The organism is Nostoc sp. (assembly GCF_036917355.1).
GTDB lineage: Bacteria > Cyanobacteriota > Cyanobacteriia > Cyanobacteriales > Nostocaceae > Nostoc.
In genome coordinates, this window is sequence record NZ_JBALDP010000087.1 from 1 (window position 1) to 16,506 (window position 16,506).

The following is a 16,506-nucleotide window of genomic DNA, read 5'->3' on the forward strand; positions in this document are numbered from 1 at the left end:
GTAATTCTACATCCATTGCCCTGCTTACCTTCCAGAGTTTTTTCTTTTAATCCTTTTATTCAGAATACTCGGAAAGTGACAGAAGAGGGGTAAGTTGACACCAATGCAAGGCCTTGCGCCCCTAAAAATCTAAAAATAATTTGGAATAAAGCCAAACTTGAACTTTGCACCGTCCATTTTGCTGGGTAAGGTTTTATCTAACCGATAATAGACCTCAAAAAAAGAACAACTGTTGTTGAATAATGAGTAACAGCGTTATGCAGCGGTCAAAATAGACAAGTGATGGAAGATGGGCGACTAATTATGGAATTTCCAAAACAGGTAGAGAAAATTTCTGTCAGCGCTGACAATTCCTTAACATCAGAATTTTCGAAAAAGATTCATCATTCATTAACACAGCGAGATGCTCAGTTTATTGAATCATTGATGCCTGTATGGGAATGGTTTTACCATTATTACTTTCAAGTAAAAACTGATGGATGGCATCACATACCAACAACAGGGAAAGTACTACTGGTTGGCTCTCATAATGGTGGAATGGCTTCTCCAGATTTAATAATGATGATGTATGATTGGTTTTCTAGATTTGGAACCGAGCGTTTGGTGTATGGTCTAATGCACCCTTCCGCTTGGAAAGTGAGTCCAGAAATAGCAGGATTAGCCCAGAAATTCGGAGCAATTATTGCACATCCCAAAATAGCTAGCGCGGCTTTCAATCGAGGTGCTAGCGTTCTCGTATATCCTGGAGGACAATATGATATGTTTCGTCCTCATAGCCAACGTTATAAAATTCATTTTGCCGATCATCAGGGCTTTATCAAGCTGGCTTTAAAACAAGAAGTTCCGATTATTCCTGTAATCTCGGTAGGCGCTCATGATAGCTTGATAGTGTTATGTGATTGTTATGATTTCGTCAAACAATTGCATCAGTGGGGATTGCCGTGGTTATATCAAATAGACCCAGGAGTTTTCCCAATTTACTTAGGTTTGCCTTGGGGTTTGTCTATTGGCCCTCTGCCAAATATTCCTCTACCTGTGCAGATTCACACTCGTGTCTGTCATCCAATTACTTTTGAAAGATATGGTCGAGATGCAGCTAGAGATCGTAACTATGTGAATGCTTGTTATGAAATAGTTCAAAGCCAAATGCAGGAAGAGTTAAATAATTTGGTTAGAGATACTCAGAAATCTAGCTAAAACAGGAATATTAGTGACGAAGTGATGCCCGCCCCAGTATTTCTAAAAGCGATCGCTCCATAACTTCACTGACAAATTTATTTCCTTGCAAATTGAGGTGAATGTGGTCGTGAAACAAACCTTGGGGGTTGGTAGTTGAATTGAAGTTCGGTAAAAAGTCTATATAGTTAATTTGCTCTGCTTTGGTAAAATCGCTCAAGCGCTGACGTGCTTTAATTTCGTAATCACGGGGGCCTGGTTCACCAATTTCTCGCAGCAAGGGAGTCATCACCAGCAGAAATTTGCTGTTGGTTTGGCGAGTCAAGGCTTGAATTTTAGCGATCGCCTCCAAATTAATCCCCACGCGATCGCCTGATTCATTTTGCACGGCTTGCAGTTCAGGAATTGGCTTTTGCTTGACTATATAACGCTGCCACACTTCTACTAATGCCAGAGGAGGTTTACGATCGGGATAATTGCGATCGCGCCCTACTGGTAATGAAGTGGGAGGAGTTGCAAACAAATCATCGGTATTAATTAATAACACCACTGCTTGCGCGTTAAAAGTGCCAAACTTCTCTAAATAAGCTAATTCATTCCTTGGCCCCCAAGAGTTTGCTGAAGCATTTAGCACTTCTACTTCCTGATAATTACTATTAGGGGATGATGCTAGAGAACGCATCATCAAACTAGATATTGTATTAGTCTGATCTGTCCACCAACCACCATTAGCAATAGAATCACCTAAGAGGAGAATTCGCAGTCCAGAAGGAGCGGGTATCTTTTTTATCGAACTACCTCGCATAGAATATTCATTAATTTCAATGCGATTCCCAAAACGACGGGTACGTTGGTTAGGAGCCAATAAATAACCAATTTGCTCATCACCAATATAAATCAGGGGATTACCAAAACCAAACAGCGATCGCAGTCCAATCTCGATTACCAGAAACAATCCCACAACCACCGCCAAAATTACGCTCAGTGCTATTTTCACCTACTCACACCCTCTTAATACTGAGTTGCTTTTCAATGATAGTAGGGGATTGGGGATTGAAGAAGGGAATAGGGTACAGGTTAGAGGGTACAGGTTATTCCCTGTTATTTGTCACCTGTGCCCTGTCCCCTTGTCCCCCTTCTCCCTCACTCCTAAATTTTTAAAGTGAATTTAACGTCATCCGCAAATAGAAGGACTACAATCAAAACGGACAAATATTTCATGCTCCAACAACAGAGGATTACAAAGCTGTGTCCGACTTAAATCGCGGAATTATGAAATTTAAGGGAGCAGATTCCCCAAAAGTAGTCACTATCTCTACCGTGTTGCTTCTGGGATCGATCGCTGCTCTCGTAATCTGGGCGCTGCAAGCTGCCTATGCGCTAAACTAAAACCATTAGTAGTCTAGAAGGACACTTGTCTTAAACGGTTTCCGTCTTAGCCAAGTGTCCATTTAGCAACTACTAAATAAAACCCCCCTAATAACCATCAAAAATTTCAGAAAAACTTTAGATTTTAGATTTGAGGTTTTAGATGGAAAATTTAAATCTAAAATCCAAAATCCAGAATGTTTGAACCTTGGGGTATCTTAGTTATTTTAATTGTCTGCCCCCTTTTGGGCGGATTACCCCTGATTGCATGGATAACTTACGCCCTCAAACGGAAGCAGTTATCACAAGTTGGTACAGGAAACATTAGTGTATCAGCTGCCTTTTATCATGGCGGTAAAATTGTCGGAATTCTGGCAGTCTTGTCAGAAGCTTTTAAAGGAGTTGCGGCAGTCTTACTCACCCGCATTTTCTTCCCAGATGGATCGTCTTGGGAATTGCTTGCCCTAATCGCTCTGGTAATCGGTAGATACTGGATAGGCAGAGGAGCAGGTACGACAAATGTTGTCTGGGGATTTGTCGTACACGATCCACTGGTCGCGATATTTGTATCTTTCTTTGCAGGTATTGCTTTTACAATTCTGCAATCAAGAAAGTTAGTCAAATTTGGGGTTTTGCTACTTTTTCCATTGTTTGTGGCACTTCTGCACTTTAGCGATATTCCCAGAATATTTGCTGCTGTCGCCTTAGCTGGTTTAATGGGCTGGATTTACACCAAAATTCCTGATGATATGAAACTGCCAGCCCAAGAGGCACAAACAGAATCGCAAGCGATGTTGGAATTTTTACGCGGCGAGCGCACAATGGTTTCTCTAGATGAAGAGTTGAATGCTGCCATAGTCGGAGAAAAGGCGGCAACATTATCTCAAATTAAGCGCTGGGGCTATCCAGTGCCCAAGGGATGGGTACTAGCACCTATCGACAATCCAGAAGGGTTAACAGAATTTCTCCAGCCATCAGAATTATCTCCCTTGGTAGTGCGTTCCTCCGCTATTGGAGAAGACTCAGAACACGCTTCTGCTGCTGGACAGTACGAAACAGTTGTAAATGTTACTAGCCAAGAGGCATTACAAGAAGCGATCGCTCAAGTTCAAGCTTCCTACAATCATCCATCAGCTATCCAATATCGGCGCGATCGCGGCTTAAATGATACAGCAATGGCTGTGTTGATTCAACAACAAGTCCAGAGTGTATATTCTGGCGTCGCTTTCAGCCGCGATCCCATTACTCAGCAAGGCGATGCGATCGTGATTGAAGCCCTTCCAGGCAGCGCGACGCAAGTCGTTTCGGGAAGAGTCACACCAGAACAATATCGCGCTTTTGTCGTTGAAACAAAAAATTCTTACTCTGTACAATTAGAGGGTCAAGGACGAGTTCCACAATCATTAATCAAACAAGTTGCATACTTAGCTTACCGACTCGAAAAACGTTATCATGGCACTCCTCAAGATATCGAGTGGAGTTATGACGGGCAAACGCTTTGGGTATTGCAATCTCGACCGATCACCACTCTATTGCCCATCTGGACACGCAAAATCGCTGCTGAAGTGATTCCTGGAGTAATTCACCCCTTAACATGGTCAATTAATCGTCCCTTAACTTGTGGAGTTTGGGGAGAATTTTTTACTTTAGTTTTAGGCGATCGCGCCTTGGGGTTAGATTTCGCCAAAACAGCAACTCTGCATTATTCAAGAGCTTACTTTAATGCGTCTCTCTTAGGAGATATTTTTCTCAGAATGGGACTGCCGCCGGAAAGTCTGGAATTTTTAACCAGAGGAGCTAAATTAAGTAAGCCGTCCTTGCAGTCAACTTGGGAAAATTTGCCAGGACTAGGGAAATTGCTGAAGCGGGAATTAAGTTTAGAAAAGGACTTCAAGGAAGATTATCACAATCGGTTCATTCCTGGGTTGTCGCAGTTGACGCAGGAAGATATAGATAACTTGGAACCATCGGCATTGTTGGCAAGAATTGATTTTATTTTGGAGTTGCTGCGTCATGGGACGTATTACAGCATTTTAGCTCCCTTGAGTGCCGCCCTAAGACAGGCAATTTTTCGGGTAAAGGATAGGCAAATCGATCATAGCGTCACCCCAGAGGTAGCAGCATTGCGATCGCTCAGTGCAATCGCAACAGATGCCAAGCAGATATTGGTTGAGTTTGAGCCACAGCAAGTTTTTGAACAATTAAAACAAACCCCCGAAGGAGATAAGATCCTCCAAGCATTTAACGAATTGCTGCAAGATTATGGCTACTTAAGTGAAGTAGGAACCGATATCTCCGTTCCCACTTGGCGAGAAAATCCCCAGATGATTAAACAGATGTTTGTGCAGTTAATGCAGGGGAACGAACCACAATCAGGTGCTAAAGACGCGATTAATAGTATCTTTGCCAGTAAGCGCAAACGCTCTTTCGTGCAACGGCGCGTGGATATCAAAGGACGAGTCACCGAAGTTTATTCCCGACTTTTGGCTGAATTGCGTTGGAGTTTTGTGGCTTTAGAGAAAATTTGGTTAGAGTCTGGTTTACTTAGGCAAACAGGCGATATCTTTTTTCTCAACTTTGATGAAGTGCGGCGTCTAATTGGAGATGAAGATTCCAGCTTCATAGAGCAGTTAGATGAGTTAGTCGAATTTAGGCGATCGCAATTTGTACAAGATAGCGAGATTATTCAAATACCTCTTTTAGTCTACGGCCATACACCTCCTCACCCCTTAGCTCCCTCTGAACTTTACTCTGACCAAATCTTACAAGGTATTGGAGCCAGTCATGGGCAAGCCGAAGGTAGGGTGAAAGTGTTGCGAAATTTACAAGACATTCCAGACATCGATCGAGATACGATTCTGGTAGTACCTTATACAGATTCCGGTTGGGCCCCATTGTTATTAAGGGCTGGGGGATTAATTGCCGAAGCTGGGGGAAGGCTTTCTCACGGTGCGATCGTTGCTCGTGAATACGGAATTCCCGCAGTGATGGATGTTCGCGGTGCTACATGGATATTGCAAGATGGTCAACGAGTCAGGATTGATGGGTCTAGGGGTATTGTGGAATTATCTAACGATTTAAGACCCGAATGATTACTACTTCCCTGAAAGACTTGCCTGAAGAGTCAGTTTCTCACAATGCCGAAATCAAGAAAAAGGTGATGTTACGCTTCGGCGATTTACCTCACCTAACTAACTTTTCTCAAGCACGTTTTGCTCCTGGACAAACCGCACCAGCACACGCGCATCAAGATATGTGCGAAGTATTTTTTGTAGAAGCTGGTTCAGGGGTAATTCACATTGATGGTGCAGAATACCTCTTGCTTCCGGGAAACTGTGTAGCTATCGAACCGGGAGAAGTACACGAAGTTGTCAATAGTGGCTCAACCGAACTTGTTTTGACATACTTTGGTTTGCGAGTGGAAAAATTAGCCTAATTCTTTTGAATAAAACACACAGTGAGGGCATAACAATTTTATGCCCTTATAAAAGTTTGCGAGTGTTGCTTATAAACAAAGATAAATTTGCAAAATCCTAATATACCAAGGGTATTGCACCGCGCATCTGACGCAAAGAATTTATACAAGCAGGACAATCACAGCCAAATAAGTCGATTGCCACATTGCTTTCTTCATCATTGAACTCCAGCATGGGAGCATCTTCTTGAGAAAACTCTATTTCACGTTGATAGTTAGGAATTTGAGCCAATACGGAAGCTCTGGCACATACTAAACCCACCTTATGTTTATTGCGTATACAAGATAGACGATCTGTGGTTTTGGCTCCTGGTTCTGGCTCCATAGCTTGTGCGTGATTCAGCATTACTCCCATAGAGAGAAGAGAGCTAATCAGCACTGGAGAAGAAAGCAAACTCAGTATGAATTTGTTCATTGGTTTTCTTGAAAAACAATCTCGATTGCTCAGATTATCCGATTAAATCTTACAGTGCAAGTAAATGTGTATCAGGAATAACCCAAAATCCAGATATAGAGATGTGATTTATCGCGTCTTGAAATACAAGGGACTTCCAACTCAAAAATATCCTATTGGTGTGTAGGCAGAAGCTTTTACAGGGAAGACAAAACAGAGAAATTTATCGGGACATCTATTTTTGCAAGAAACACCGGGCGATTGGAAATTGCGGCTATACAGACTAAACCCGCACTTCGACTAGGCTCAGTGACCACCTACGCGGGTTTTATAGAGTCCGCGCAGGCGGACGAGAGTTTGTATAGCCCCAGACTTCACTTCTCTTCGCATAGCGTGCGATCTGCCAAAACGGGATGCTTCCAATTTATCGGTATACAAAGAGTTTTATTTCCCATTGTCATTTGGAAACCTACTCAGTAATAATAGAATTTTCAACAGAATCTATCAAAAATTAAAGAGTTGATAGTCAAAGTAGGTATTTTTTGAGCGCTATTAATTGCCATGTTTATCTTCAATAAAAAATATTTTTACCTCACACTTTTACTATTTTTAATAGAGGTATGTATTGCTGTTTTTATAAATGATAGTTTTATTCGTCCTTTTATCGGTGATGTTTTAGTAGTTATATTAATTTATTGCTTTGTCAAAGCTTTTTGGAATATACATTCATCCATCGTCGCTTTATCAGTTTTTGCCTTTTCTTGTGCAATCGAGATTCTGCAATATTTTAATTTTGTAAATAATTTAGGATTACAAAAATACAAAATTCTGGCTGTTGCTTTGGGAAGTGTATTTGATTGGAAAGATATTATTGCTTATGCAATAGGTATCATAACAGTCCTATGGTTGGAAAATAGAACATGATTACTCGATCGAGTATTTCGCGACGTTCAATAGGGGGAGTAAATTCACGAATAATATTCTAAATTCCATCATATTCATCTCCAATACAGGTCAGTATAGGAGCTATGATTTGGCTGTTAACCCAATTGACTACAAGATTATTTTCTTGGAATGAGGCTGCGATCGCAGCCAAGTTGCGAAGACGTACAGCTTTATAACCTTTCCAGTTACAGGGTTGTCCAATTACTCCCTTACCTCATATTTCTGTAACAATCTTTTGGTCTTACTTATTTAGTATTGCTGGGAGAATATAAACTAGGATGCATTGGTTTTCTTCGTTTTATCTGGATATTATAAAGCATTTCAAAAACTAATTTATTACCCATCACATAGTATTGAAATCGACGTTTGATAATATCGTTAAATTTAGAAATAAAATCATAAAAAAAGCTCGGATTTTTCGTGATTTCTCTCAATGCTAATAACAAGTTTCCTTCTTTGATAGAGAATGAAACTTGATAGTAAGCTAAAGTTCTGTTGTAAACTGTAAGATTATAAGACAGAGCACGCATTAAAGCTGGATTTTTTTTCACAACTCTTTGCTGCATGAAAGAATAAGTAGCTATGCAATATTGATTTAGACGTTTAAATGGGCTTTCGCGTACAAGAGAAGAAGAGCGTGAACGGTAGAAATAATAGGCTTCTGGCACTAGAAAAAAGCGAGCGCCATTAATTAAGCATTTCATGTCAAGCCAAAAGTCCTCAGCTATACTTAGGGTTTCATCGTACTCAATGCTGTGTTTAACCAAAAATTCTCGTTTGAACATAGGCTTACTTAAACCAAGATGCAGCCCTATTTTGCCATAGATATCAGTCTCTACGAAATAAACGATATCAATTTGGAGAATTTTATCTATATGTTCTCCACTTTCTTGAATCAATGTACTCCAAGGAGATGTTGCACCATCTTTGATAAAATAAACATCATCTGCGATCATATCTGCATTTGCTTGTTCTGCCAGCAACACAAGCTTTTCTAATCTTTCATGAGCATACCAGTCATCTGAATCAAGAACAGCAATCCATTCTCCTTTGGCTGCTCTGAAAGCGCGATTACGTGCAGCAGAAACCCCAAGGTTTTGTGGATTAACTATCACTTTGAGACGTCGATCTGTAAAACTCTTTGCAACTTCTACAGTTTTATCAGTTGAACCATCGTCGACAACGATAACTTCAAGCTCAGTGAGTGTTTGATTTAAGACTGACTCTATTGCCTTCTTAATGTAAACTTCAGTATTGTAGGCAGGGATAATTACAGAGACTTTAGGATTCATGAAACTAAACTCCTGACTAATCACTATATGCTTAGATTACAATGTTAAAATTCCAAAGAAAGTTTGTTGAAGTAAAAATTCAGAAGTCAGAATCAAGACACTTAAGGATTCCTTGGCGTTCGCGTTAGCGTCTCTGAAAGAGAAACCTTTGGTAGAGAAGGAGCCTCGTTCTCAATCGGGGATTTAGACCCACTAATGAATTCTTGCATCACCAAATTTTCTTGTTTTGTAAATTTCTGAAACCTGATGATTCATCCGCTAGTTGTACAGAATTCAAAATAAATTCTGACTCTTGAGAAATGTATTCTGTTTAATAATAATTGATTTTTTCATAGCGTAATCATCAATGGTTTTTACTTATTTACATTGCAGCTAGGTGAGACATATTGGGATTTTTGTTTAAATGAACTAAATACACGAGTTGTATCGTAGCACAACTGTGACTGCTGTTGTGAAAATTCAAAATTTTGACGATGTACCAGTTGCTGTTGCACGATTTTGGGAACTTGTATGCATATTCCTCAGATTTTCCTGTGTGTTGATAGCCTGATGATTGATGAATTGAACAAAAAGTAATGTTGGGCACATTTTCCACGGCTGCTTGTGTTCCGTTCCAGTGATGTACATCCCAGTCAAGAATTTTAACTCGCTTGATTTGTCCTATTTCTAAAGCATAAAGGGTAGCGATCGCAGCATTACAAAAAATGCAAAATCCCATCCCTTCATCTTTGAGTGCTTTAAAAAAGTGCTTATCTTGCCTTTTTTGCTCTCTTCGCTGACAGCGCCAATCGTGCCTAATATTCGGTATAGCGACGCGGCGTATAAACCCATATATTACCATCACGGCGCTTGATAGTTCGGGTTTTTGTGGAACCAACGAGAATAATTGTCCGCATATCAGCGCTTGCTGGCGTTAACTGCTCAAGTGCGATTGCTTTCACCGTTTGTCCTGGCCGTCCGAGATTCCGGGCCAATACTACTGGTGTATCTGGCGTTCGATGTCGCAGCAAAATATTTCTCGCTTCTGCCAGTTGCCAGGTACGCTCTTTGGAAACAGGATTGTAAAAAGCAATGACGAAATCAGCCTCAGCAGCAGCCGCAATTCGTTGCTCGATCGCAGACCAAGGTTTCAAGATATCAGAGAGAGAAATAGCACAGAAGTCATGCCCAAGGGGCGCACCAATGGCTGCTGCTGCTGCTTGCATTGCAGAGATGCCTGGGGCCACATAAATGTCGATATTGTCCCATTCTGGTTTAGCATAGCGATCGCACACCTCAAAAACCGCTGTTGCCATTGCATAGATGCCGGGATCGCCAGATGAAACTACAGCAACATATCGCCCAGATGCAGCCAAATCAAGGGCCATCTTTGCTCGTGCTTCTTCTTCGCGGTTGTCAGACTCATGCCGTTGCTTGCCATCAGCCAGAGAACCAACTAAATCTAAATAAGTTTTATAACCCACCAGATCAGTTGCCGATTTGAGTATCTCTTTCACTTCTGGAGACATCCACAGCGAACCACCAGGACCCGTGCCAATAATTGCTAACCGTCCGCGTGGCTGACCGATGGTATTTGGGTCAATTACTTGAGGAGCAATAGCGATCGCAATGTGGGGAGATGGAGATAAGGGGGATGTACCTGTGGCGGCGATCGCTGTGGCTTGGGCGGGGCTATAACCTTGTGAAAGTAGACTTTCTAGTTGATTTGAGGTAAAAAAGCGGGTGGGTACTCCCAAGGCGCTAGCTACGGTGTGGATTGCGGGATCGGCTGCGGCGGTGATGGGTGCAAATATCCCGGCGACTGATGCTTTTTCTAGTTTGGCATCAGCTAGTAGCTGTTCTACTAAAGCTACTGCATCATCAATCATGCCACTAATTGCGATCGCGATCGTTGCTGGGTGGTAGACAAGACAGTTAGCTCTAAGAGTTACCAAACGTTCTGTAACTTGGATGGTCAAATCTCCCTTGGGATCTATCGGTAATTTACTATCGCTCAACCAAGGTGCTATTCCTTCGAGCTTAACTTGCGCCCCAGCTAGCACATCTGAAATAAATTTCTTCGCATCATCTGGGTTGGCTAAATGGTATCCAGGGGGAGGAGATAACAGCGTTGTGCCCAAACGTAAATCGCCTGTGGTCGTAATTGCAGGTTTGACATCTAGGGCTTCGGCAATGCGACGCGCTAAATCGTTGACTCCACCAAGTCCGCCCAAGAGAGGGACAACAGCACTACCATCTTCAGCCACAGCTAGCACTGGTGGTTCCTGTCGTTTATCCGAGATTACCGGAGCTAGCGTCCTAATTAAAATGCCGGCAGCACAAATGCCAATCAGCGGCCTTCCCTGCATGAATAACTCGCGTAGCGTCTCGCCAAAATTTGTGAAGCTGACATCAACTTCTGATGTGCGACCCTCTAAACCGTATAGTGTTGCCCCTGGTAAGACGCTGATTATTTTGCGTGCTACTGTCACGCTATTTTGACCCAGTATTACAATGGCAGGTGCAAAGTTCATCATTACTTAATTACAACACTTAATTACAACTTATCTCGTAACTTAATAGATTAATTATGAGCAAAACTTGGAAAAAGGCATGGTATGAATTTCGCTACATGATTTCTGAGATAGACGATCGAGACAATCCAATCATAATATTTCAACGCATTCGAGGTTGGTATCAGAAAAATAAAATATTTCTGTCGCCCCATCTAATTGAGGAATATGGGTTAGAGGAGTTAATAAACATCGATATAAAAGCTTATCCACTCGATAAATCAGAATCTACACCACAAAATATTAGACGTTTCCTCAATTTAGAACCTTCAAGCGAAGAATCTATGATTATGTTTTTACGAGATGAATTATGGGAACTTGTTGTTTTAAAAATAGATATTAAATGTCAGAGATGTGGAAAATTAGAAATGTCTGCATTGTTCGACACAGAAGCGAAAAAAGTTGTTTTAGAATGTACACAGTGCGGTTGGTCGCAAACAACTGACGGATATCCAGATAAATCTGTAAAAACTCTAAAGTTTGCACAAAATGATGATTTGAAAATCGCTGGATTCGTTTAGATAAAGTGTCATAACTATCGAATTTAGGAGAGAATTCAGAGTGCGATGTCTACGACGGGCACCTCTTGGAGAGGCTACGCCAACGCCTACGCGCTAATTATTTTAGCTGGTTGAAATCTTCTTCTGTAATGCCCAACTGCTTGAGAATTTCATAAAACAACCAACTACCAATTTCAGCGTTGCTATGAATGGGAATTGTGGTTGCTCGCCCATCTGGATGTTGCCAACGAGCATGACTGCCTTTCTGTCGCACTTTTTCAAAACCGAGTTTCCGTGCTACTCGTTCTAATTCACTGGCTTTAGCTGGCATTTGCAATTACCAATTCAACGTCTTCGGGTAGAGAACGTCCTTGTTCTTTGTATTCCTCCTGAATCATTTCAAAAACATAGACAAGTTCAGCACGAGCTTCATCTGGCGTTTGTCCCCAAGCATGACAACCGGAAATCGCTGGTATATATGCGACAAATGTACCATTGTTATCAGGACGGATAACAGTGGTGTAGTCTTGTAAAGAATTCATGGGTCTAGCCGCAAGTTTGACTTATACCTTCAGTTTACAGCGATATCTGACGACAAGCTGCTGTGTGTCTACGCCTTTGTTTGGGTAGGGGTGCGATGTCTAGACGGGCAGCAAGGCAATGTAAAGGCGATCGCATTCTCTCAAAAAAGTGCGTAGACGCAAAGCGGCTTGTCGTGAGACATCGCTTGTTAAATTGGAGATTGGGACTCCAAACAAATATCTAAAGAATTTCTTTCCCAATCCCCAATCCCAACTCAATTAGCTTTACGCTCTTTCAACACTCGATCTAGCAAGTCTCTAGCAGGTTGTGCTTTAGCCAACGCTACTTGGTGGTCATTATAAGCACGAACAAGACGAGAAAGACTGCTCACACCTGCCTTGAGTTGCTCAAGTTCTTCACCAGCAACTAGTTCTCCATCAAGCATCCGCCCAATCAACGGTTTGATATCGCCCACTTCCTGCCGGACTTTTTGGAGCTTTTCTAAAGAACTCAGTAAGATTTTTAGTGAGTTCAATATGTCGTCAATATCTTGGGCATCCTCCACTGGCTCAGGCGGATTTTCAATTGCGATCGTATCTTTGTCTGAAGCTGTAGGCAATTCCTCTACAGACGTTTCACTTGTAACCCCGTTTGACCGTGCCATCAACGCTTCCTCAAGGAATTTTCCTCAGTGTATCGCTGATTTCAAGTTGCCAAAGATAGTATTGTTATAATTCGTTAAATAAATACTTGTACAAATTCAACTCTACGTTGCGATCGCAAAAGCAAAGAATTCCCTTAGCTACGGCCAACATATAAACACAGCAATAATGATTGATTTTGAACCTTGGGACAGGTTGTTGCGTCAGTATGTCGATCCACAGGGTCGTTTAAACTATATTGCTTGGAAAACTGAGCAACCTCAAGCGATCGCAAATTGGTTGTCGAGTCAAAAAAATCTGGCTTTTACATCTAATAGCAACACCTCTGAGCAATTGGCATTGTGGATCAACCTTTACAATGCGTTCACCATTTCGACAATTTTAGAAAGATACCCGCTTGAGTCAATCCGTCCGCGAATCTTAGGCATTCCCAACTGGCTGGCTTTTTTGTGGTTCTTCCAACGTCGTGCTTATTATATATTTGACGAACATTACAGTTTAGCCCAAATAGAAAACCAAATTCTACGGAATCAATTGCAGGAGCCACGAATTCATTTTGCAATTGTCTGCGCTTCCGTTGGTTGCCCGTTACTGCGGGCTGGAGCTTATTTTCCTCAACAAGTTACTCAGCAGTTAGATGAAGATACCCGTCGCTTCATTAACAATCCTGAAAAAGTCCGTTATGACTCAGTTAGTAAAACGCTCTACTGTAGCAAAATCTTTAAATGGTATCGTCAAGATTTTCTTAAGGTCAAATCCTCTATTCCAGAATATATCCGCTCTTACCTAGAAACAGACCTGCCAATAAATGCTTCAACACCGATTTCCTATCTTTACTATGACTGGAGCCTGAATCAGCGAATATCTTGATAAAATTGTTTGAGATAATTTGCATCAACGCCAATTCCCCACAAAAAACCGATATAAAGGTAGATTGCGTTTGCTTTCCAGCTACCCCATTTTGCGACGCGGCGATCTGAAGAGTGAACAATGCGGTTGACTAGATAAATACGTCCTTTTTTAACCAATCTCAGGCATAAATCTCCATCTTCCATAATCGGTAATGCCTCATCAAATCCATTGCAATCCCAAAAGTCAGTGCGACGACAAAACATTACCTGATCTCCAAACAACAGGCGTAATCCTCGAAAAAATAGGTGAGGCTTAAATAGCAGTGGTGCGTAGTAAGTTTTTAAATAATTATGTAGAGAGATGCCCCAGCGAGTCGTTTGAGATCCACTCATCAGAGAAATGAACCCCCCACAGGCAATGGTTGACTCTGCTAGAGTTTTCTCTATTACGGCTATTAAGTCATCCGGCACCCAAGTATCTGCATGAAGAAAGCAAAGAATATCTCCAGTTGCAGCCGATGCTCCGTAATTCATCTGGATCGAACGCCCACGTCGCTCAGATAAGAGAACTTGTACGCCTAGCGACTGATTGAACGATCCAAAGCATTGTTTTGCAACTGCCACTGTCTCATCATCGCTGCCACCATCTACTACTATCACTTCAAAAGCAGGCGGATTAAGTAAAGTCAATTGGCGCAATGTACGCCCTAAGCTAACTGCTTCGTTTAAAGTAGGAATGACAATCGAAACTTGAGACATGCAGCATAAGTAGTTTTATCGTTGCTTTTATTCTACTTGTTTAATGTTGCCAAGCTCTTAGTCCAAAGGTCAACACTCCTGAGCATGGTAAGTAGCTTTTAGCTAGAGCGGTAAAACTTGCTAGAGGTAGGTTGGAAGCATAGTAAACTCGTTTGATATTTTATAAGACGCATACGTAATTAAGCCTCCATTAAGCCTTTAGTCTAACCTCTCCAGTTAGTTTTGCCGTTCTAGCAATTAACCAACAAATCTTACTCAAAAGCCGTCCGCTTGGAGAACCGAAAGAGAGCGACTTTGCCCTTGTCGAAACACCAATACTGAGAAACTGCGATATTCCACCATCTTTGCCTCGGTGACTCTAACTCAGGGTAGCTCAAGGTACTGTCTAGAGCATTACCCTGCAATGTAGTTAACTTGATGACACCTCAACGACATTTTTCGCAAAGCTTTTATAAGCATCGCCCATTTGTTTAGCTATCGGGTCAGGAAAGACGTGAAAATCTCCAGCTTTGATAGCTTTTATTATCCCGTCTGCCACAAGTGCAGGTGGCTGTGAAACCTCACCCATTCCTGCCGCATCGCTCATATCCGTGGCAATCGGGCCAGGGTGAATACGTTAATAAGGGCTTTTTTCAGGATATAAGAGCTTGAGGCGTTTTTGTCGTAGTGCCGATTCTTCTTTATATAGCTGTTCTAACTGTTCTACTATTTCTTCTGCTACCCCTAAAATAGCAGCCATTTGCCGAATTTTTGCCTTTTCTTTTTCATGATATTCGCCATCGGCAGCAGAAACCCAAATTGCAGACAGAAGTATATCTCTCTGTGCTATGGATACTTGAGGAGAGCGAGCAATTAATTCTTCTATGGGTTCATTCGCTTCATATGTTTTTAGCTCTTCAATTACCTGGTCTTCTACTCCCCAAGAAGCACAGAATCCAATTGCCCAATCTTTGAAAGATATTGATATGTGCGCCTTTAAATTTTTTCAGCAAGCCAATTACTATAATCGGCATAATGTTCGTAGAGGTCATCTATATTATTGATGTCAAAGCTATTAAAAGCCTTACCATCATCACCATGTAATCGTTGAACAAACTCCATAAAAGAACCGTAGGGAGTACTAGGAGCAACAAACATCTGCTTGAGTAATGCACCAGATTCATCACTATATGATAGTATTGGTGTCATAAAGTTCCACCCCAATTCTTCCATCTGGTGATGTAGTTCCTCCATATCAGCTTCTGGATCAATGTTGTAAGCAGTATGCTGAATCCCTTCACCATAGAGATTTATAAACTTATTAATTGGTGAATTAGGATCTTCACTTATTGATAACCCCGTCATAGTTGCCCACGGATACTCAGCACTGATGCCACTGACTAATGCGATGTGAGTAGCGGGAAAACGAACAGTTTTAAGCCTCATATGTTCGTTGAAACCAAGCAAACTCCATTTTGAGAGGAACCTTTGTTCATCTTCAAATGACGCAACATAAGTAATATGGTCGATATGTCGAATACTTTGAAGGATATCACTTGTATCTTTTTCAGATAAAATAACTGAGCTTGGTCTCATCATGTGAATTTTCTACTAATACTTGCAATTTCCAAAAGACAAAACTTTTTATATCTCATTGAAGCCAGGATAAATAACAAATACTTGATTAATTTCTCCTGATATTTGCTACCGCTTGTAGATATAAATTACGTTGGTTTTGTTTTCATGTCTGTTACTCTAAATTGCTTGGGTCTATAACCTTACACTTAACATTTCTTAAATTCTCAAACTTTTAATAAGAATGCAAGGACAGTTAAGACAGTTAAGACTTTTTATCCTGAACAATAAGAATAAAAAAATTAATTTTAATTTTTTATAATTTATTATTATTCAAAATGATTCAGAAAAACTAGCTTACTTTAACGTGAGTTCGACGGATAGAAAACGGCGAAAAGCTTGCTAGATATGAAAAATGAGAAACTAGACAGGTGTTGCGATCGCTAAAATTGATTG

General features: G+C 41.2%; 19 protein-coding genes and 1 pseudogene. 7 read left to right on the plus strand and 13 right to left on the minus strand.

Features of this window, described 5'->3' with window-relative positions:
- The first annotated feature begins 303 nt into the window (after positions 1–303).
- Positions 304–1,197 carry a lysophospholipid acyltransferase family protein gene (locus V7K53_RS27460; RefSeq protein WP_335200661.1) on the plus strand — a complete coding sequence of 298 codons (894 nt, stop codon included), beginning with the start codon at positions 304–306 and terminating at the stop codon, positions 1,195–1,197.
- A gap of 10 nt (positions 1,198–1,207) precedes the next feature.
- Here the strand turns inward: V7K53_RS27460 and V7K53_RS27465 are convergent, their stop codons facing one another.
- Positions 1,208–2,173: an SGNH/GDSL hydrolase family protein gene (locus V7K53_RS27465; protein WP_335200662.1), complete on the minus strand. Its 966-nt coding sequence runs from the start codon at positions 2,171–2,173 to the stop codon at positions 1,208–1,210.
- A gap of 251 nt (positions 2,174–2,424) precedes the next feature.
- Here V7K53_RS27465 and V7K53_RS27470 point away from each other — a divergent pair, with 251 nt between their 5' ends.
- From V7K53_RS27470 to V7K53_RS27480, 3 genes are all read left to right on the plus strand, one after another.
- A complete protein-coding gene (locus V7K53_RS27470; protein WP_190240958.1) occupies positions 2,425–2,565 on the plus strand; it encodes a hypothetical protein in 141 nt (46 codons plus the stop codon).
- Positions 2,566–2,741: 176 nt separating this feature from the next.
- Complete coding sequence (locus V7K53_RS27475; protein ID WP_335200663.1) at positions 2,742–5,636, plus strand: glycerol-3-phosphate acyltransferase; 2,895 nt, start codon at positions 2,742–2,744, stop codon at positions 5,634–5,636.
- On the plus strand, positions 5,633–5,980 hold the full coding sequence (locus V7K53_RS27480) for a cupin domain-containing protein (protein ID WP_335200664.1): 348 nt from the start codon (positions 5,633–5,635) through the stop codon (positions 5,978–5,980). The genes V7K53_RS27475 and V7K53_RS27480 overlap by 4 nt, the downstream gene beginning before the upstream one ends.
- A 97-nt stretch (positions 5,981–6,077) precedes the next feature.
- Here V7K53_RS27480 and V7K53_RS27485 read toward each other — a convergent pair whose 3' ends face one another.
- Positions 6,078–6,434, minus strand: coding sequence for a hypothetical protein (locus V7K53_RS27485; protein ID WP_094351372.1), 357 nt, complete (start codon positions 6,432–6,434; stop codon positions 6,078–6,080).
- Between the two features lie 540 nt (positions 6,435–6,974).
- Between V7K53_RS27485 and V7K53_RS27490 the strand changes: the two genes are divergently transcribed.
- Entirely contained in the window at positions 6,975–7,337 is a 363-nt protein-coding gene (locus V7K53_RS27490) for a ribosomal maturation YjgA family protein (protein ID WP_335200665.1), read from the plus strand.
- Between the two features lie 61 nt (positions 7,338–7,398).
- Here V7K53_RS27490 and V7K53_RS27495 read toward each other — a convergent pair.
- The 4 genes and pseudogenes from V7K53_RS27495 to cobJ form a co-directional block, all read right to left on the minus strand.
- A pseudogene (locus V7K53_RS27495) lies at positions 7,399–7,557 on the minus strand (ISKra4 family transposase); the annotation flags it as partial.
- Between the two features lie 46 nt (positions 7,558–7,603).
- Complete coding sequence (locus V7K53_RS27500) at positions 7,604–8,650, minus strand: glycosyltransferase family 2 protein (RefSeq protein WP_335200666.1); 1,047 nt, start codon at positions 8,648–8,650, stop codon at positions 7,604–7,606.
- Between the two features lie 361 nt (positions 8,651–9,011).
- Positions 9,012–9,491, minus strand: coding sequence for a hypothetical protein (locus V7K53_RS27505; protein WP_335200674.1), 480 nt, complete (start codon positions 9,489–9,491; stop codon positions 9,012–9,014).
- Positions 9,445–11,166 carry a precorrin-3B C(17)-methyltransferase gene (cobJ, locus tag V7K53_RS27510; RefSeq protein WP_335200667.1) on the minus strand — a complete coding sequence of 574 codons (1,722 nt, stop codon included), beginning with the start codon at positions 11,164–11,166 and terminating at the stop codon, positions 9,445–9,447. The genes V7K53_RS27505 and cobJ overlap by 47 nt, the downstream gene beginning before the upstream one ends.
- Positions 11,167–11,219: 53 nt before the next feature.
- Between cobJ and V7K53_RS27515 the strand changes: the two genes are divergently transcribed.
- Positions 11,220–11,723, plus strand: coding sequence for a hypothetical protein (locus V7K53_RS27515; RefSeq protein WP_335200668.1), 504 nt, complete (start codon positions 11,220–11,222; stop codon positions 11,721–11,723).
- A gap of 97 nt (positions 11,724–11,820) precedes the next feature.
- Here the strand turns inward: V7K53_RS27515 and V7K53_RS27520 are convergent, their stop codons facing one another.
- From V7K53_RS27520 to V7K53_RS27530, 3 genes are all read right to left on the minus strand, one after another.
- Complete coding sequence (locus V7K53_RS27520) at positions 11,821–12,033, minus strand: type II toxin-antitoxin system HicA family toxin (protein WP_094351376.1); 213 nt, start codon at positions 12,031–12,033, stop codon at positions 11,821–11,823.
- Positions 12,023–12,244, minus strand: coding sequence for a type II toxin-antitoxin system HicB family antitoxin (locus tag V7K53_RS27525; RefSeq protein WP_094351377.1), 222 nt, complete (start codon positions 12,242–12,244; stop codon positions 12,023–12,025). Before V7K53_RS27525 ends, V7K53_RS27520 begins: the two co-directional genes overlap by 11 nt.
- A 254-nt stretch (positions 12,245–12,498) precedes the next feature.
- Positions 12,499–12,888 (minus strand): hypothetical protein, encoded by a 390-nt coding sequence (locus V7K53_RS27530; RefSeq protein WP_335200669.1) that lies wholly within the window; start codon positions 12,886–12,888, stop codon positions 12,499–12,501.
- 166 nt (positions 12,889–13,054) lie between these two features.
- On the opposite strand from V7K53_RS27530, the gene V7K53_RS27535 reads away from it, so the two are divergent.
- Positions 13,055–13,756 carry a DUF547 domain-containing protein gene (locus tag V7K53_RS27535; RefSeq protein ID WP_335200670.1) on the plus strand — a complete coding sequence of 234 codons (702 nt, stop codon included), beginning with the start codon at positions 13,055–13,057 and terminating at the stop codon, positions 13,754–13,756.
- Here the strand turns inward: V7K53_RS27535 and V7K53_RS27540 are convergent.
- The 4 genes from V7K53_RS27540 to V7K53_RS27555 form a co-directional block, all read right to left on the minus strand.
- The gene (locus tag V7K53_RS27540) at positions 13,741–14,496 is read right to left on the minus strand and encodes a TIGR04283 family arsenosugar biosynthesis glycosyltransferase (RefSeq protein WP_335200671.1); all 756 of its coding nucleotides are present in this window, start codon (positions 14,494–14,496) and stop codon (positions 13,741–13,743) included. The genes V7K53_RS27535 and V7K53_RS27540 overlap by 16 nt on opposite strands.
- A gap of 409 nt (positions 14,497–14,905) precedes the next feature.
- Positions 14,906–15,082 carry a hypothetical protein gene (locus tag V7K53_RS27545; RefSeq protein ID WP_335200672.1) on the minus strand — a complete coding sequence of 59 codons (177 nt, stop codon included), beginning with the start codon at positions 15,080–15,082 and terminating at the stop codon, positions 14,906–14,908.
- Positions 15,083–15,112: 30 nt separating this feature from the next.
- A complete protein-coding gene (locus V7K53_RS27550; RefSeq protein WP_335200675.1) occupies positions 15,113–15,463 on the minus strand; it encodes a TerB family tellurite resistance protein in 351 nt (116 codons plus the stop codon).
- Positions 15,464–15,471: 8 nt separating this feature from the next.
- Positions 15,472–15,921 carry a hypothetical protein gene (locus V7K53_RS27555; protein WP_335200673.1) on the minus strand — a complete coding sequence of 150 codons (450 nt, stop codon included), beginning with the start codon at positions 15,919–15,921 and terminating at the stop codon, positions 15,472–15,474.
- Between the last annotated feature and the right edge of the window lie 585 nt (positions 15,922–16,506).

Bases quoted from the DNA above. Each gene is read 5' to 3' on its own strand.
- V7K53_RS27460 (WP_335200661.1), top strand. From the start codon at position 304: ATGGAATTTCCAAAACAGGTAGAGAAAATTTCTGTCAGCGCTGACAAT.
- V7K53_RS27475 (WP_335200663.1), top strand. From the start codon at position 2,742: ATGTTTGAACCTTGGGGTATCTTAGTTATTTTAATTGTCTGCCCCCTT.
- V7K53_RS27480 (WP_335200664.1), top strand. From the start codon at position 5,633: ATGATTACTACTTCCCTGAAAGACTTGCCTGAAGAGTCAGTTTCTCAC.
- V7K53_RS27485 (WP_094351372.1), bottom strand. From the start codon at position 6,434: ATGAACAAATTCATACTGAGTTTGCTTTCTTCTCCAGTGCTGATTAGC.
- V7K53_RS27490 (WP_335200665.1), top strand. From the start codon at position 6,975: ATGTTTATCTTCAATAAAAAATATTTTTACCTCACACTTTTACTATTT.
- V7K53_RS27500 (WP_335200666.1), bottom strand. From the start codon at position 8,650: ATGAATCCTAAAGTCTCTGTAATTATCCCTGCCTACAATACTGAAGTT.
- V7K53_RS27505 (WP_335200674.1), bottom strand. From the start codon at position 9,491: ATGGTAATATATGGGTTTATACGCCGCGTCGCTATACCGAATATTAGG.
- cobJ (WP_335200667.1), bottom strand. From the start codon at position 11,166: ATGATGAACTTTGCACCTGCCATTGTAATACTGGGTCAAAATAGCGTG.
- V7K53_RS27515 (WP_335200668.1), top strand. From the start codon at position 11,220: ATGAGCAAAACTTGGAAAAAGGCATGGTATGAATTTCGCTACATGATT.
- V7K53_RS27520 (WP_094351376.1), bottom strand. From the start codon at position 12,033: ATGCCAGCTAAAGCCAGTGAATTAGAACGAGTAGCACGGAAACTCGGT.
- V7K53_RS27525 (WP_094351377.1), bottom strand. From the start codon at position 12,244: ATGAATTCTTTACAAGACTACACCACTGTTATCCGTCCTGATAACAAT.
- V7K53_RS27530 (WP_335200669.1), bottom strand. From the start codon at position 12,888: ATGGCACGGTCAAACGGGGTTACAAGTGAAACGTCTGTAGAGGAATTG.
- V7K53_RS27535 (WP_335200670.1), top strand. From the start codon at position 13,055: ATGATTGATTTTGAACCTTGGGACAGGTTGTTGCGTCAGTATGTCGAT.
- V7K53_RS27540 (WP_335200671.1), bottom strand. From the start codon at position 14,496: ATGTCTCAAGTTTCGATTGTCATTCCTACTTTAAACGAAGCAGTTAGC.
- V7K53_RS27545 (WP_335200672.1), bottom strand. From the start codon at position 15,082: ATGAGCGATGCGGCAGGAATGGGTGAGGTTTCACAGCCACCTGCACTT.
- V7K53_RS27555 (WP_335200673.1), bottom strand. From the start codon at position 15,921: ATGAGGCTTAAAACTGTTCGTTTTCCCGCTACTCACATCGCATTAGTC.